Here is a 13,898-nt window from a genome sequence, read left to right as displayed (position 1 = left end):
CTTTATTTTTTCTGCTCGTGCAGGTAGCGGTTGCCTTCGATATTGCGGCCGCCGTTGATCATCATGTCGCGGTATTCTTGCTCGCTCATGCCGGTCATGCTGCCGGCCATCTGCTGGAAGGTCAGGCCGTCGGTGGCGCCGATTTTGGCCAGCACGTAGATGTTGCCGCCCAAGGCCATGCAGCGGTTTAAGTCGCGGCTCATGACTGCTTGCTTTTGCTCTTCGCTCATCGGCCATTCGTCGAGATAGGCGCGCTCGTCGGCTTTGAAGCGCTCGCGGTTTTCCGGTTTCATCAGCGACATGCAGAACTGGTTGAGGTGATAGCCTTTGCTGGCTTGTTCGGAATCGAAAATGATGGTGCCGGGGATGTCTTTATAAGGTTTGTCGATTGCCATGAGAATACTCCTCTGATTTCATCTTAGTGGCTTTTCAGACAGGCATGGCGCGGATGCAATGCCTGTCTGAAAAATATGGCTTATTTTACTTCTTCCGGCCAATAAAGCCGCATCGGGTTGTCGACCAGAATCTGTTGCAATTGTTGCGGCGTGGTGGCGATTTGCGCCAGATAATCTACCAGCAGGCCGTCGTCGGGCATGTGGTCTTTTAAGTTGGGGTGTGGCCAGTCGGTGCCGAACAGGACGCGATCGGGGAATTGTTCCATCAGGCGGCGGGCGAAGGGTACCACATCGGTGTAGGCATGCTGTTCGCCGTTTAGCGCCGGCGGGCCGCTGATGCTTAAGCGCTCGGGGCAGGAGAGTTTGCTCCATACGTTGGGGTGTTCAGCCATCAGTTTGACAAACAAATTGAATTCTTCGCCGTCTACCGGTTTGGAAACATCCGGCCGTCCCATGTGGTCCACCACTACGGTGGTCGGCAGATTGGTGAAGAAGTCCCACAACTCGGGCAGGTCGGCGGCTTCGAAATACACCACGATATGCCAGCCCAAGGGTGCGATGCGTCCGGCGATTTCCATCAATTCTTCTTTGGGGGTGAAATCCACCAGCCGTTTGACAAAATTAAAACGTACGCCGCGTACCCCGGCATCATGCAGCTTTTGCAATTCTTCGTCGGAAATGTCGCGTTTTACCGTGGCGACGCCGCGTGCCAGTTTGCCGGCACTTTGCAGCGCGTCCACCAGTGCGCGGTTGTCGGCGCCGTGGCAGGTGGCCTGCACGATCACGTTGCGGGCAAAGCCCAAATGGTCGCGCAGGGCGAACAATTGTTCTTTAGAGGCATCGCAAGGCGTGTATTTGCGCTCGGGGGCATAGGGGAACACATCGCCGGGGCCGAAGACGTGGCAATGCGCATCTACTGCGCCTGCGGGCAGGGATAGGCGTGGTTTGGATGGATTTGGATAAAAATCCAGCCAGCCGGGTGTTTTTTCAAAGTGACTCATAAATTCTCCTTTGGTTTGTTTTTCAGACAGGCCTTATGCTGTTGTTTGCTTGGTTAATAAGGCAGGCCGACATAGTTTTCCGCCAACAGCTTGGCAGCGTGTTCGGTTAGTTTGAGCTGGTTGAATTCGGCCTGTTGCATTTTTTCTTCAAACTCGTCGCCATCCGGGAAGGTGTGTAACAGTTTGGTCATATACCAAGAAAAACGCTCCGCCGCCCAAACCCGTTTCATACAGCGCTCGGAATAGCCGTCGATGCCTGCGCTGCTGCCGTTGCCGTAATAATCGGCGAAAGCGTCGGCCAAACACTGTACGTCGCCTGCCGCCAAGTTCAGACCTTTTGCGCCGGTGGGCGGAACGATGTGGGCGGCATCGCCGGCGAGAAATAAGGCGTGGTAACGCATCGGTTCGCTGACAAAACTGCGCAGCGGGGCAATGCTTTTTTCCAAACTCGGACCGGTGATGAGCCTTGCTGCATATGCAGGCGGCAGGCGGTTTTTCAGCTCTGTCCAGAAGCGTTCGTCCGACCAGTCTTCCACCGTATCGCTTAAGGGAACTTGCAGGTAATAGCGGCTGCGGGTGGTGGAGCGCTGGCTACAGAGGGCAAAGCCGTTGGGGTGTTTGGCGTAAATCAATTCTTCCGATACCGGCGGGGTATCCGAAAGCAGGCCCAGCCAGCCGAAGGGATAAACACGCTCGTAGGTTTTCAGTACGTCGGCGGGAATGCTTTGGCGCGAAACGCCGTGGAAACCGTCGCAGCCGGCGATAAAATCGCAATCGAGGCGGTGGGTTTCGCCGTTATGGGTATAGGTAACATAGGGCTGGTTGCTCTCGATATCGTGCAGGGCAACGTCTTGGGCTTCGTATACGGTTATACCGCCGGTAGCGGCGCGTGCGTCCATCAGGTCGCGGGTGACTTCGGTTTGGCCGTAAACGACCACGTGTTTGCCGATTTCTTTTTCAAAGTCCACCCGGATGTGTTGGTGATTGAAAACCAGTTCTACGCCTTCATGTACCAAGCCTTCGCGGTGCATGCGTTCGGCGGCGCCCGCTTTTTCCAAACCTTGTACGGTGGTGTGCTCTAACACGCCGGCGCGGATGCGGCTCAAGACGTATTCGCCGCATTTGCGTTCCAAAATCACATTGTCAATGCCGTTTTGATACAGCAGTTGGCCGAGCAGCAGACCCGAAGGGCCGGCACCGATAATGGCAACTTGGGTTTTCATGATTTCTCCTTCGCTTTGTTGTTTGAATTTTTTATCGGTAAAGCGTAGTCACTGTTTCGGCGGATTTTACGGTGTAAATGTTAAACGTTTTGTTTTGAGTATCATGTTTTCAGACAGGCCTTCAAGCTTCGCCAAGCTTGAAGGCTGTCGTTTGGACGGGTGAATATCGTTTAATCGATATACTTCAAGCCGGCTTTTTCCAAGCCTTCGCGCATACTGTAATAATCCAAGCCCAGTGTGCCGGCGGCGAAGATTTCGCGCTTACCCGCTTCGTTGGCTTCGCGCGCTTCGGCTTTGTCGGCGATTTCCATGGCGCGCTCGGCGGGTACCACCACCACGCCGTCGATGTCGGCAATCACCACATCACCGGGGTTCACCAAGGCGCCGGCGCAGACGACGGGTACGTTTACCGAACCTAAAGTCGCCTTAATCGTGCCTTTGGCATGGATGGCTTTGCTGAACACGGGGAATTCCATTTCGGTGAGATCGGCCACGTCACGCACGCCGCCGTCGATAATCAAACCTTTGGCACCGCGGGCTTTGAACGAAGTGGCCAACAGGTCGCCGAAAAAGCCGTCGGCATTGTCGCTGGTGCAGGCGGCCACGGCCACGTCGCCCGCTTGCAATTGTTCGGCGGCCACGTGCATCATCCAGTTGTCGCCCGGTTGCAGCAGAATGGTAACGGCGGTGCCGCAGATTTTGGCGCTCGGGTAAATCGGGCGCATATAGGGTTTCATCAGGCCGATGCGCCCCATTGCTTCGTGGATGGTGGCGCTGCCGAAGCGCGACAGTTTTTCTACTGCCGCCGGGTCGGCGCGTTTAATGTTGCGTTTCACCACGCCCAATTGGTTTAAATACACTTCAGTCATGGTTTACAGTCCTTTCGCTTTCAGACGGGCATCGAGCCGCGGGAACACACGGCGGGCGTTGCCTTCGTAGATTTGGTGTTTTTCGGCATCGTTCAGATCGGCCGCTTCGATGTAGCGCTTGGTGTCGTCGAAGTAAAAACCGGTACGCGGATCGATGTCGCGCACGGCGCCGATCATTTCCGAGGCAAACAGAATGTTTTTGTTCGGAATCACGTCCAGCAGCAAATCGATACCGGGCTGGTGGTAAACGCAGGTGTCGAAGAAAATATTATTGAGCAAGTGCTCTTCCAACTCGGGTTTTTTCAACACCATCGCCAAGCCGCGGAAACGCCCCCAATGGTAGGGCACCGCGCCGCCGCCGTGCGGAATCAAAAAGCGCAGAGTGGGGAAGTCGCGGAACAAATCGCCTTGCAGCAACTGCATGAAAGCGGTGGTGTCGGCGTTCAGATAATGCGCGCCGGTGGTGTGGAAGCAGTGGTTGCAGCTGGTGGAAACGTGAATCATGGCGGGGATGTCGTATTCCACCATTTTTTCGTAAATCGGATACCAATATTTATCGGTCAGCGGCGGCGAAGTCCAATGGCCGCCGGAAGGATCGGGGTTGAGGTTGATGCCGACGTTGCCGTATTCGTTGACACAGCGTTCCAACTCGGGAATGCAGGTTTCGACGGGTACGCCCGGGCTTTGCGGCAGCATCGCCACCGGCACGAAATGCTCGGGAAACAGCTGTGATACACGGTAGCACAATTCGTTGCAAATCGCCGCCCAAGCAGAAGAAACTTCGAAATCGCCGATGTGGTGCGCCATAAAGCTGGCGCGCGGAGAAAACAATGTGATGTCGGCGCCGCGCTCTTTCATCAGGCGCAATTGGTTGTTTTCGATGGTTTCGCGCAATTCGTCGTCGCTGATGTGCAATTCGGATGCTTTGGGCATTTGCGCGGGGTTGCCGATGGCGGCAATCTGTTTGTTGCGCCAGGCTTCCAGCGAAGGCGGCGCGGTGGTGTAGTGGCCGTGGCAGTCGATAATCAGGCTCATGTTCGTTCTCCTGTTTTCTCTGGATAGATATTCGGGATTGCGGCTAGCTCGAAAGAAGCGGTGCGGCTGAATTCTTTCAAGAAAATATGGGCTTATTATTGGTGATAAGCGGATAAGAAAACAGCGGCAATCCGTACTAAGAGTTATAACAAAAATGTATGGCTGAAGCGCTGAATGCTTTTCAGACAGGCATAACAGCGCAACAGGGTATCGGGTGGGTTTAGCTGTCGCCGTACAGTTTCTGTTTCAGTAACAAGGCGGCGGTCAGTACCAGCGAGGGAATCGCCAGAATCACGAAAATGGTGACGTAATCGAGCTGCCAAGCCAGCAGCTGGCCGGTGAGGAAGGTGCCGGCAATCGCACCCAAACGGCCGATGCCCAACATCCACGATACGCCGGTGGTTCGGCATTCGGTGGGGTAGAACTTGGCGGCCAAAGCCGGCAGCGAGGTTTGCGCGGTGTTTTGCATCACGCCGGCAAACAGTACCACGGCAATCAGCATGCCCAAGCCTTGGCCGAGCGACCAGCCGATAAAGGCTACCGATACAGCGGTGAGGAAAGAGAGCAAGGAGATCAGTTTGTTGCCGTTAAAGCGGTCCATCAGCCAGCCGCTGGCAATCGCGCCCAAACCGCCCAGTGCAAACAGGCCGGAGATGCGGGGGCCGAGTTCGGGAGGCATATTGGCTTCGCGGAACAATACCGGCATCCAGTTGATCATGGCGTAGAAAATAATCAGGCCGCTGAAATAGCTGATCCACAATAAAATCGAACCGGCGCGAAAGTGCGAACCCAATACCATGGCCATCGGATTATCGCTTTTTGCCGCGGCTTGGTTTTCGGTGACCACAAAAGCAGCATGATCCAAATCGGCATGCGGATTGATGCGGCGCAGGATTTTGCGTACTTGCTCGGCCGGCTTCTTTTTCACCACGAGATAAGTAGCCGATTGAGGCAGCAGGAAAATCATGAGCACACCTAAGGCCAGCGGCAGTAAGCCGCACCACAGCAGGGTAGTACGCCAGCCGTATTCGGGAATCAGCCACGAGGCGAAAAAACCGCCGGCTGCCGCACCCACCGGAAAACCGCAATACATGGTGTTTACAATCAGCGAGCGCTTGTGGTCGGGACAGTATTCGGCCAGCAGGGTAACCGCATTGGGCATTGCCGCGCCCAAGCCCAAGCCTGTGATGAAACGCAGAATCGTCATTTGGGTGAGGTCTTGCGAGAAAGAAGATGCGGCGCACATGGCGGAAAACAGCAGTACCGATACGGTAAGCACCACTTTGCGGCCGATTTTGTCGGCAATCGGGCCGGAAGCAACCGCGCCGATGGCCAAACCGAATAAAGCTGCGCTCAATACCGGTGCCAACTCTTTTTTCTCGATGCCCCAGTCATCCAGCAGGCTGGGAGCGATGTAGCCGATGGCGGCAGTGTCCATGCCGTCGAAAAAGGCGATTAACAGACAGATGATGAAAATCATCCATTGGTAGGCGGAGAAGCGGTTTTCGTTGAGAAAACCCTGCACGTTGACCGTGCGTTTAGTTTGTTCCATTTTTCTATTCCTTTTGTAGAGGGAAGGGCGGTTGTTTTTTTATTTGCCCCAATTAGTTAGAACGATTATTTGTGATAAATCCGGCAGAAGAAAGTAGAAAAAAGTAATAAGAGTTATAACGATATGGTATGGCGGCGAGTTGAATATATCTTTCAGACAGGCATATTGTTGTGAAAAACCGCCATACTTGGCGGGTAGCGGCGGTTGGGGCAGATGGTTTCAATGCACCGGGAAGGGCAGAAAGGAAACATCCATTACATAAGCGTTCGGATTGGACCAGTCTACTTTTACTTTGACCGTATCACCCAAGTATGGTGCGGGGTCTGCCGACATCGGCGGGCTGACGAATTTTTGCATCTTTCCGGTATGCGGGTTCGGTGCCAGCGCGATGATTTCATAGCGGTCGACAATGGTGTCGCTTTGTTTGCGGTTCCAGTGGCGCACTTCCGATACGGCGGCCTCGATCATCTCTCCGTTCGCCATGGCTTGCTGCTGCCCTTGGTATTTCGGCCACAAGATAAACAGCGTCAGCGCGATCATAATCAGCGTCATCAGCCAAGTGATCGGGTGCGGCAGCACGAAGCAGAGTATCAAAAGGCCGATAACGGCGGCAGCGGCAATGATGAGGGTGGTAAGGGTAATCATGGTGTCGGTTTGAATCTGAATAGGAAATCCCACTTTATCACGAACCATGCCTGTCTGAAAAATTCAGACAGGCAGAGACCTTTGCAAAAAACTTTTTAATCTTGATTTTATTGATATCTCGTCATACTCGGGCTTGACCCGAGTATCTGCTTTTTCTTTCAAAACAAAAAGATGCTCGGGTCAAGCCCGAGCATGACGCAAGTGTTTTCAGGTATCGAAAAGAATTTTGCAAAGGTCTCAGGCAGAGACCTTTGCAAAATATTCAGATGCGGATGAAGTTCGAGGCTTATAGCGGATTTAATTACTGCGATACAAGGCGCTGCAACAACGTAGCGAAAGTTACGTTAATCCGCTATAGCAGCACAGCGGGTGCAGGCAGATAGATAGGCAAACGAGCGGGCGGCGTACAACGAAGAGATCTGCCGTAAAAGGGGATTTTGCAAAGCTCTCAGCATGGTGTTTAGAGTGGCGGCATTTAAGCCGGGACCGCGGCAGCCGTTTGGCCTTGCTCCGACAGGGCGGGCAGCTCGATGTTGAGAATATTGCTGCATGCGTTGCCAGACGAATCTTGATATTCCGCCATCAGTAAAAACGATTGCGAACGTTCGGGGCGGTTTTCGATTAAAGCAAAATATTGGTCGTTAACCGGTAATTGCTGAATCATATCGGGCAGAAAAGGTATCGGGCTGCTGCCCATGTCGGATAAACGGATGTATTTGGCACCATCTTGGCCGACATTGCTCAATACCAGCAGCAGGCTGTTGCCCAGATCGGATATCACTTCCACATGCAAAAAGGGGCGCATGGCAGCGCGGCGGTCAAAATCCTGCGCGCGCTGTTTCAGCGCCAACCAGGCGAATAAAGCCATCACCGGCACTGCAGCCAATGCGGCCAGCACGCTGATGTTGTCGTGCAGCACGCTGTAATTGGCAGGTGCGTAAGCCGATGCGAGAAAATATCCGATAAAGAAGATGGCGATGTATAAAACGGGCGCCACCAGTTTGTAAAAACGGGAATGCATAAATCCGTACCACAGTCAGTCAATTAATTATGCAATATGAGAAATTTAATTGCCTTACCTTATGACCATGCCGATACGCAAAGGTTCATCGAAAGGAATACCGGCGGATTGAATAAAACTATCATGCCTCGGTGACTACTTCGCGCGGAAAGGTTTTTTCGCAGTAATGGCATTTGAGCCGGGTTTGTCCTTGGTGCTGGCGTACATAAAAACGGCTTTTTACCGGCTCTCCGTGGCTGGCGCAGTTGGAGTTGGGGCAGCGGAAGACTTCGCTGATGGTATCCGGCATTTTCAGATGCAGCTTGCGGACTACGCGAAAGTTTTCAATCAGGTTAACCGTGGCTTCGGGCGCGAACAGTGCCAAGCGATTGGCTGATTTTTCGTCAAACAGCACTTCTTTGATTTTGATGATGTCTTTGCTGCCTTGCGTTTTGCTTGGCAGGTTAAACCCCACCGTTACTGCGCTGCCGTAATCGAGCAGTTTGAATTGGTTGAGGATGGAGAGGCCGAGGCCGGCGGGGATGTGGTCGATAACGGTGCCGGTTTCGATGGCTTCGACGCTTAATTGTTTGGCATTCATGATGGGCGGCCCTTCAGACTTCTTCGTTGAGTATCAGCGATAAAATGGCCTGACGGGCGTAGACGCCGTTGGTGGCCTGCTGGAAATAATAGGCGTAGGGAGTATCGTCGACATCGGGATGGATTTCATCGACGCGCGGCAACGGGTGCAATACGCGCAAATTGGCTTTTGCATTGGATAACATGGAAGCGTCCAGATTAAATTTGCCTTGGATTTTGGCGAATTCCTGTTCGTCAAAGCGTTCGCGCTGCACGCGGGTCATGTAGAGGATATCGGCCCATTCGGCTGCTTCTTCCAAACTGCTGAAAATGTGGTAGCGGCAGCCGGCCTCGTCCAATTCTTCGGTGATGTAGGAGGGCATGGCCAGGCTGGGCGGCGAAACAAAGGCAAATTCGCAGCCCCAGCGCTTGAGTGCCTGTGCCAGCGAATGCACGGTACGGCCGTATTTTAAATCACCGGCCATGGCGATGTTCAAGCCGTGAAGCGTGCCTTGGGTTTCATAAATGCTGACCAAATCGAGCAGGGTTTGGCTGGGGTGTTGGTTGGTGCCGTCGCCGGCATTAATCACCGGCACTTTGGAGAATTCGGCTAACACGCGGGCGGCGCCGTCTTTAGGATGGCGTTGGATGATGGCATCGGTGTAGCTGGAGATGATGCGGGCGGTATCGGCCAGCGTTTCGCCTTTTTTGGCGCTGGTGTTGGCACCGTCGGCAAAGCCGATTACTTTACCGCCCAAACGCTGTACGGCGGTTTCGAATGACAGGCGGGTACGGGTGGAAGGCTCGAAAAAGCAGGAGCCGATGAGCTTGCCTTCGAGCAAATCACTGCGCGGCTCGGCTTTGAGTTTGAGCGCAGTGTTGAGCAGTAATTCAAGCTGCGGGGTGCTCAAGTCGGCTATCGAGATGAGGTTTTGTCGGTAGAGTAAATTGGCCATAATGTCGTCCCTGGGGTGGCTGGGAAGCCCGGGTGAAAGGCTGTGCGCTGAATCCAACATGGAAAACCGTCGGGCTTTTTCCGGAAGGAATTATCGCATAAAACCATGCCTGTCTGAAACGGTTTGCTTTCAGACAGGCATTGTCGGATGGTCGGCAATATGCCTGTCTGAAAGAAAGTTTTCTTTTTTCAGACAGGCATTTATCGGTAAGTTTAGAAGCGGTAATTGTATTGCAGGCCGAGAATGTTGGCGGAGCTGGTGTAGCTGGCGCGGCTGGTGACGTTGCTGTCTACATACGTGGTGCCGCCTTTGATGTTGGCGTTGGAGTCATTGATGTGGATATGGCTGTAGGCGATATCGACGCTGTGTTTGCGGTTGAAATCGTATTTGGCGCCCAAGGAGAGCCACAGGCGGTTGGCGTCGGGTAGGGTGGCCAGGCGTTCGTCAGCGGAGCGCACCGGTGATTGGTCGAATGCGATGCCGCCGCGCAGTTGCAGGGGCTGGCTGTATTGGTAAGAGGCGCCGATGCCGATTTTATAGGTGTTGCGCCAGTTGGGGTAAATCACGGTTTCGTTACTCAATGCGCCGCTTAAGGTGCGCTTTTCATTGGCGAAATTCAGATGGGCTTCGTTGAAACGCGAGTGGCGCGTCCAAGTAATATCGCCGAACAGTTTCAGCTTGGGCGTGGCGCGGTACATGCCGTGTACCGACAGCGATTCGGGGGTAACGATGTCGAGAGAGGCGTCTTCCTGCGGTACATAGCCGCTGCCGCCTTGCGCAACCGTAGCTTGGATGGCTCGGCTGTATTGCCGCGCAACCGAGTCGACTGCGCTCCATTCCGCCTCGCCTTTCAGATTGTGTTTGACCTTGGAGCGGTAGTTCACGCCGATACGCGCTTGTTCGTTGATGTCCCACAGCCAGCCTAAATGGTAACCGTATCCCCAGTCATCCAGCTTGACATTGCCGGCTCCGTCGGCATAGCCGCTGGCACCGAGGCGCGAACCCCAGTCGGCATATTTACGCAGTTTCACGTCGGCGTGTTGGGCAATCGCACCGACCGCTACCGAATGTTTGTCGTTGATTTTGTAAGAGAGTGCCGGTTCGATGGCAACGGTGGTCAGCTCGGTTTTATTCAGGTTGTAGCGCAAAACAGAATCTTGGTCGTAATCGGTGCCGGAACCAAAGGGGATATACATGCCCAAACCCACGGTAAAATGGTCGTTGAGATGATAAGCACCGTAAAGATGGGGAGCGGCAACCAAACTTTTGGCCATGTCGCCACTGGTAGAGCCGGGCACGGAGCCTCCGCCGGTATAAGTGGCCGATGCGTTCTCATACTCGACCTTGGGCATCACCAGATTAATGGCGGCGCTGATTTGGTTGCCTTCTAATTTGGACAAACCTGCCGGGTTGTAGAACAAAGTGGAAGCATCGTCGGCTTCGGCAGCGGAGGAGTTGGCAGTGCCTTGGGCAGAAACCGATTGCGTGCCGAAATGGTAGCCGGAAGCATAAGCACCTTGCATAAGGGCAAAAATGCCGAGAAATAAGCTGGTGTACTTGGGAAGGGAGTTCATGCGGGACGAGTCCTGTTATTGTGTCGAAAGGAGAAAAGGGCGCTTGGCCCGAACCATTAACGGTAGTAATTAGTGTAGGGACTCGATTCTATAAGCAATCATTTATTTGGCAAAATATTTTGTATCGCTTTTTACATTGGGCGATAACATCAACCGCCGAATCGTTGTATTTATGTTGATTTTGCAGATAAGTTAGAGTTTTATTCAAGAAAATAACCGTGAAAAGAGGGTATCCGAATCGATTGTTTGATGCCTTGCAGATAATTTTCACAACTATGGATACCGTCACGCAGGAAAGTGGTAAACTCATCCGCCAATATTGAGGTGGAAAACAATGAAACGGATTTTATGGTCGTTGCCGGTATGGGTGATGCTGGCAGACATGCTTTACGGCTTCTCGGCCAATATCGCTAAAAGTTGGAGTTTGAACCAACAGGAATTGCCAAAAGACGGTTTGCCGGTGGCACCGCAGATTGCGTTTGACGGCCTGCAAGTGCTGGCTAACGGCGGCATGATATTAATTATTGGCTTCGGCTTGCTGGTATTGTTGCGGCTTAACTGCACGGTGTTGCGCGGCTATGCTATGAAGATAGGCATATTCAGTACTTTGGGCTTGTTGGCGGTATTGGCATTCTCGCTACCTTCCGTATGGGAATGGCTTTGGGCGTTTATCGGTTTGCTGGGCGGCCGTCAAACGGTTTCTTTCGACAACCCGCGCTATTTGGCAGCGGCGATGTGCCAGCCTTTGATTGCTGCGTTGTGCGTATTGCGTTTGTTTGGTTGGTATCGATTGAGCAAACGGCAGGCGGCGTTACCACCGGATATGCTGGAGCCGGTTGTGGTGCAGCAGGATGAAAAAGCCCGCTAAATAACCCTGATGAAAAAATGCCTGTCTGAAAGCTTTTCAGACAGGCATTTGAAGTAAATGCTACTAGGTTTAATAACAGCTTTGCTGTGCCCGGATTGTGCTTGAATTGAAGCACATCAGTTTTGCTGCTGATTGAATCAGCTATCGGTTGACTAGAGTCTGTTGCCAGATATTGATGGTTCTATTTTATTCTTTTTCTTTGATAAAGCTGACTCCGGCCAGTTGCGACGACAAAATCGCCTGACGAATGGCATTGAGCGCTTTGGGGCGTACGAAGTTTCGGCGGTAAGCCAAGGCGATACGCCGCTGGGGCGCATTGTCCGTAAACGGAATAATGCTAAACAGCATATGATCGTTTTCGGTTAAGGCGGTGGCAGGCAAAATGCTGATGCCCAAACCGCTGGCAACCATGTGTCGTACGGTGTTGATGGAGCTGCCTTGCAAAGTATTGGTGAGACCGAGGATTTTCTGGCGGGCAGCCAGCTCCGAACAGCTTTCCAAAACTTGATCGCGCAGACAGTTGCCCTCGGTTAACAGCAAGACTTGTTCTTCCGACAATTGCGAGGTGGTAACCGAATCCAGCTCTTCAAAAGGATGCCCTTTGGGTACAATCACGAAGAAAGGTTCGTCGTACAAAGGAGTCGTCACTACGCCCGGCTCGTGAAAGGGTTCGGCAATCACGATCGCATCCAAATCGCCCCGCTTGAGCGATTCGGTGAGCACGTGGGTATAGTTTTCTTCCAGCATCAACGGCATTTTCGGTGCGTTGGCACGCAGGGAAAAAATCAGCTTGGGCAGCAGATAGGGAGCCACGGTAAAAATCAGCCCCAGTTTGAACGCGCCTTCCAATTCATTCTGCTCTTCGGTGGCCAAATGTTTGATTCGATCGGCTTCTTCCAGCACGCGACGAGCCTGCGCGATAATCCGTGTTCCCGCTTCAGTAGTGATCACCTCATTGCTGCTGCGGTCAAACAGAGACACCGAAAGCTCCTCTTCCAGCTTTTTGATGGCGATGGAAAGAGTCGGCTGGCTGACAAAGCAGCGCTGAGCAGCACGCCCGAAATGGCGTTCTTGGGCGACTGCTACGATGTAGCGTAACTCGGTCAAGGTCATGGCATCAGTCTTCTTTTTTCTGTTCCGGCAGAGTAATGTTCAGTTCGAGTACATCCAAGCCGTTTTGTTTTTCTTGCGAAATGCGGATGTCTTCCAGTGAAACATGAACGTACTTCGACAACACTTGCAACAATTCCTTCTGCAATGTCGGCAGGTAATCCGGCGCCTGAGCCTTCACACGCTCTTGGGCAATGATGATTTGCAGGCGGTCGCGGGCGACATCGGCGGTTTTCTGTTTGCGGCCGAACAGGATATCCATTAATGACATGGCTTAACCTCCGAACAGGCGTTTGAAGAAGCCTTTTTTCTCGGCGTCTAGGAAGCGCATTTCGCGGTTCTCGCCCAACAGGCGGGAAATCACGTCTTTATAGGCTTCGGCAGCGATTGCATCCTGCTGGTGGATCACTGGTGAACCGGCATTGGATGCTTGCAGTACGTTTTGCGATTCGGGAATGACGCCGATTAACGGAATACGCAGGATGTCTTGAATGTCTTGTACCGACAACATTTCGCCTTTTTCCACGCGTTCGGGAGAGTAGCGGGTAATCAGCAGGTGTTCTTTGACGGTTTCGCCTTGTTCGGCTTTGCGGCTCTTGCTTTGCAAAATGCCCAAAATGCGGTCGGAGTCGCGTACGCTGGATACTTCGGGGTTGGTGGTGATGATCGCTTCGTCGGCAAAATACAGAGCCATCAAGGCGCCGGTTTCGATGCCGGCGGGCGAGTCGCAAATCACGAATTCGAAGCCCATTTTTTCGGTCAGATCGGTCAGCACTTTTTCTACGCCCTCACGGGTAAGCGCTTCTTTATCGCGGGTCTGCGAGGCGGGCAGTATAAAGAGGTTGTCGCAATGTTTGTCTTTAATCAGCGCTTGGCTGAGATTGGCTTCGCCTTGGATAACGTTGATCAGGTCGTATACCACGCGGCGTTCGCAGCCCATGATAAGGTCGAGGTTACGCAGGCCGACGTCAAAGTCGATTACGGCGGTTTTGTGGCCGCGCAAGGCTAGGCCGGTCGCAATGCTGGCGCTGGTAGTGGTTTTGCCCACGCCGCCTTTACCTGAAGTGACTACAATGATTTTTGACACGGTG

General features: G+C 53.1%; 15 protein-coding genes. 1 reads left to right on the top strand and 14 read right to left on the bottom strand.

Features of this window, described 5'->3' with window-relative positions; genetic code table 11:
* Nucleotides 1-2 precede the first annotated feature (2 nt).
* From ligA to Q4C79_RS01675, 11 genes are all read right to left on the bottom strand, one after another.
* Nucleotides 3-395 (bottom strand): protocatechuate 4,5-dioxygenase subunit alpha, encoded by a 393-nt coding sequence (ligA, locus tag Q4C79_RS01725; RefSeq protein WP_303089315.1) that lies wholly within the window; start codon nucleotides 393-395, stop codon nucleotides 3-5.
* Between the two features lie 80 nt (nucleotides 396-475).
* A complete protein-coding gene (locus Q4C79_RS01720) occupies nucleotides 476-1,396 on the bottom strand; it encodes an amidohydrolase family protein (RefSeq protein WP_303089314.1) in 921 nt (306 codons plus the stop codon).
* A 53-nt stretch (nucleotides 1,397-1,449) separates the two neighbouring features.
* Nucleotides 1,450-2,619, bottom strand: a complete 1,170-nt coding sequence (gene pobA, locus Q4C79_RS01715; protein WP_303089313.1) for a 4-hydroxybenzoate 3-monooxygenase — start codon at nucleotides 2,617-2,619, stop codon at nucleotides 1,450-1,452.
* A 170-nt stretch (nucleotides 2,620-2,789) separates the two neighbouring features.
* A complete protein-coding gene (gene ligK, locus Q4C79_RS01710) occupies nucleotides 2,790-3,488 on the bottom strand; it encodes a 4-carboxy-4-hydroxy-2-oxoadipate aldolase/oxaloacetate decarboxylase (RefSeq protein WP_303089312.1) in 699 nt (232 codons plus the stop codon).
* 3 nt (nucleotides 3,489-3,491) lie between these two features.
* Complete coding sequence (locus Q4C79_RS01705; protein WP_303089311.1) at nucleotides 3,492-4,523, bottom strand: amidohydrolase family protein; 1,032 nt, start codon at nucleotides 4,521-4,523, stop codon at nucleotides 3,492-3,494.
* Between the two features lie 220 nt (nucleotides 4,524-4,743).
* Entirely contained in the window at nucleotides 4,744-6,075 is a 1,332-nt protein-coding gene (locus Q4C79_RS01700; protein ID WP_303089310.1) for an MFS transporter, read from the bottom strand.
* Nucleotides 6,076-6,294: 219 nt separating this feature from the next.
* Entirely contained in the window at nucleotides 6,295-6,768 is a 474-nt protein-coding gene (locus Q4C79_RS01695) for a hypothetical protein (protein ID WP_303089309.1), read from the bottom strand.
* Nucleotides 6,769-7,195: 427 nt separating this feature from the next.
* Nucleotides 7,196-7,741 (bottom strand): hypothetical protein, encoded by a 546-nt coding sequence (locus Q4C79_RS01690; RefSeq protein WP_303089308.1) that lies wholly within the window; start codon nucleotides 7,739-7,741, stop codon nucleotides 7,196-7,198.
* Nucleotides 7,742-7,862: 121 nt separating this feature from the next.
* Complete coding sequence (gene pyrI / locus Q4C79_RS01685) at nucleotides 7,863-8,321, bottom strand: aspartate carbamoyltransferase regulatory subunit (RefSeq protein WP_303089307.1); 459 nt, start codon at nucleotides 8,319-8,321, stop codon at nucleotides 7,863-7,865.
* 13 nt (nucleotides 8,322-8,334) lie between these two features.
* A complete protein-coding gene (gene pyrB / locus Q4C79_RS01680) occupies nucleotides 8,335-9,255 on the bottom strand; it encodes an aspartate carbamoyltransferase (protein WP_303089306.1) in 921 nt (306 codons plus the stop codon).
* A gap of 212 nt (nucleotides 9,256-9,467) precedes the next feature.
* Nucleotides 9,468-10,829 (bottom strand): OmpP1/FadL family transporter, encoded by a 1,362-nt coding sequence (locus tag Q4C79_RS01675; protein WP_303089305.1) that lies wholly within the window; start codon nucleotides 10,827-10,829, stop codon nucleotides 9,468-9,470.
* A 334-nt stretch (nucleotides 10,830-11,163) separates the two neighbouring features.
* Here Q4C79_RS01675 and Q4C79_RS01670 point away from each other — a divergent pair, with 334 nt between their 5' ends.
* A complete protein-coding gene (locus Q4C79_RS01670; protein WP_303089304.1) occupies nucleotides 11,164-11,697 on the top strand; it encodes a hypothetical protein in 534 nt (177 codons plus the stop codon).
* Nucleotides 11,698-11,883: 186 nt separating this feature from the next.
* Here the strand turns inward: Q4C79_RS01670 and Q4C79_RS01665 are convergent, their stop codons facing one another.
* From Q4C79_RS01665 to minD, 3 genes are read right to left on the bottom strand one after another with little or no spacing between them, the layout of a single operon-like run.
* Entirely contained in the window at nucleotides 11,884-12,810 is a 927-nt protein-coding gene (locus Q4C79_RS01665) for a hydrogen peroxide-inducible genes activator (protein ID WP_303089303.1), read from the bottom strand.
* 4 nt (nucleotides 12,811-12,814) lie between these two features.
* A complete protein-coding gene (gene minE / locus Q4C79_RS01660) occupies nucleotides 12,815-13,078 on the bottom strand; it encodes a cell division topological specificity factor MinE (RefSeq protein ID WP_303089302.1) in 264 nt (87 codons plus the stop codon).
* 3 nt (nucleotides 13,079-13,081) lie between these two features.
* On the bottom strand, nucleotides 13,082-13,894 hold the full coding sequence (gene minD, locus Q4C79_RS01655) for a septum site-determining protein MinD (RefSeq protein ID WP_303089301.1): 813 nt from the start codon (nucleotides 13,892-13,894) through the stop codon (nucleotides 13,082-13,084).
* Nucleotides 13,895-13,898 lie beyond the last annotated feature (4 nt).

This window comes from Neisseria sp. (genome assembly GCF_030523955.1).
In the GTDB taxonomy this organism is placed as follows: Bacteria; Pseudomonadota; Gammaproteobacteria; order Burkholderiales; family Neisseriaceae; genus Neisseria.
The sequence above is the reverse complement of the archived record's forward strand: the minus strand, read 5'-3'. Positions and strand labels throughout refer to the sequence as shown.

What these genes read in the sequence shown, in the direction of transcription:
- Q4C79_RS01700 (WP_303089310.1), bottom strand. Translation starts at nt 6,075, where the DNA reads ATGGAACAAACTAAACGCACGGTCAACGTGCAGGGTTTTCTCAACGAA.
- Q4C79_RS01720 (WP_303089314.1), bottom strand. Translation starts at nt 1,396, where the DNA reads ATGAGTCACTTTGAAAAAACACCCGGCTGGCTGGATTTTTATCCAAAT.
- Q4C79_RS01705 (WP_303089311.1), bottom strand. Translation starts at nt 4,523, where the DNA reads ATGAGCCTGATTATCGACTGCCACGGCCACTACACCACCGCGCCGCCT.
- ligK (WP_303089312.1), bottom strand. Translation starts at nt 3,488, where the DNA reads ATGACTGAAGTGTATTTAAACCAATTGGGCGTGGTGAAACGCAACATT.
- Q4C79_RS01665 (WP_303089303.1), bottom strand. Translation starts at nt 12,810, where the DNA reads ATGACCTTGACCGAGTTACGCTACATCGTAGCAGTCGCCCAAGAACGC.
- pyrB (WP_303089306.1), bottom strand. Translation starts at nt 9,255, where the DNA reads ATGGCCAATTTACTCTACCGACAAAACCTCATCTCGATAGCCGACTTG.
- minE (WP_303089302.1), bottom strand. Translation starts at nt 13,078, where the DNA reads ATGTCATTAATGGATATCCTGTTCGGCCGCAAACAGAAAACCGCCGAT.
- Q4C79_RS01695 (WP_303089309.1), bottom strand. Translation starts at nt 6,768, where the DNA reads ATGGTTCGTGATAAAGTGGGATTTCCTATTCAGATTCAAACCGACACC.
- Q4C79_RS01690 (WP_303089308.1), bottom strand. Translation starts at nt 7,741, where the DNA reads ATGCATTCCCGTTTTTACAAACTGGTGGCGCCCGTTTTATACATCGCC.
- Q4C79_RS01670 (WP_303089304.1), top strand. Translation starts at nt 11,164, where the DNA reads ATGAAACGGATTTTATGGTCGTTGCCGGTATGGGTGATGCTGGCAGAC.
- pobA (WP_303089313.1), bottom strand. Translation starts at nt 2,619, where the DNA reads ATGAAAACCCAAGTTGCCATTATCGGTGCCGGCCCTTCGGGTCTGCTG.
- Q4C79_RS01675 (WP_303089305.1), bottom strand. Translation starts at nt 10,829, where the DNA reads ATGAACTCCCTTCCCAAGTACACCAGCTTATTTCTCGGCATTTTTGCC.
- ligA (WP_303089315.1), bottom strand. Translation starts at nt 395, where the DNA reads ATGGCAATCGACAAACCTTATAAAGACATCCCCGGCACCATCATTTTC.
- pyrI (WP_303089307.1), bottom strand. Translation starts at nt 8,321, where the DNA reads ATGAATGCCAAACAATTAAGCGTCGAAGCCATCGAAACCGGCACCGTT.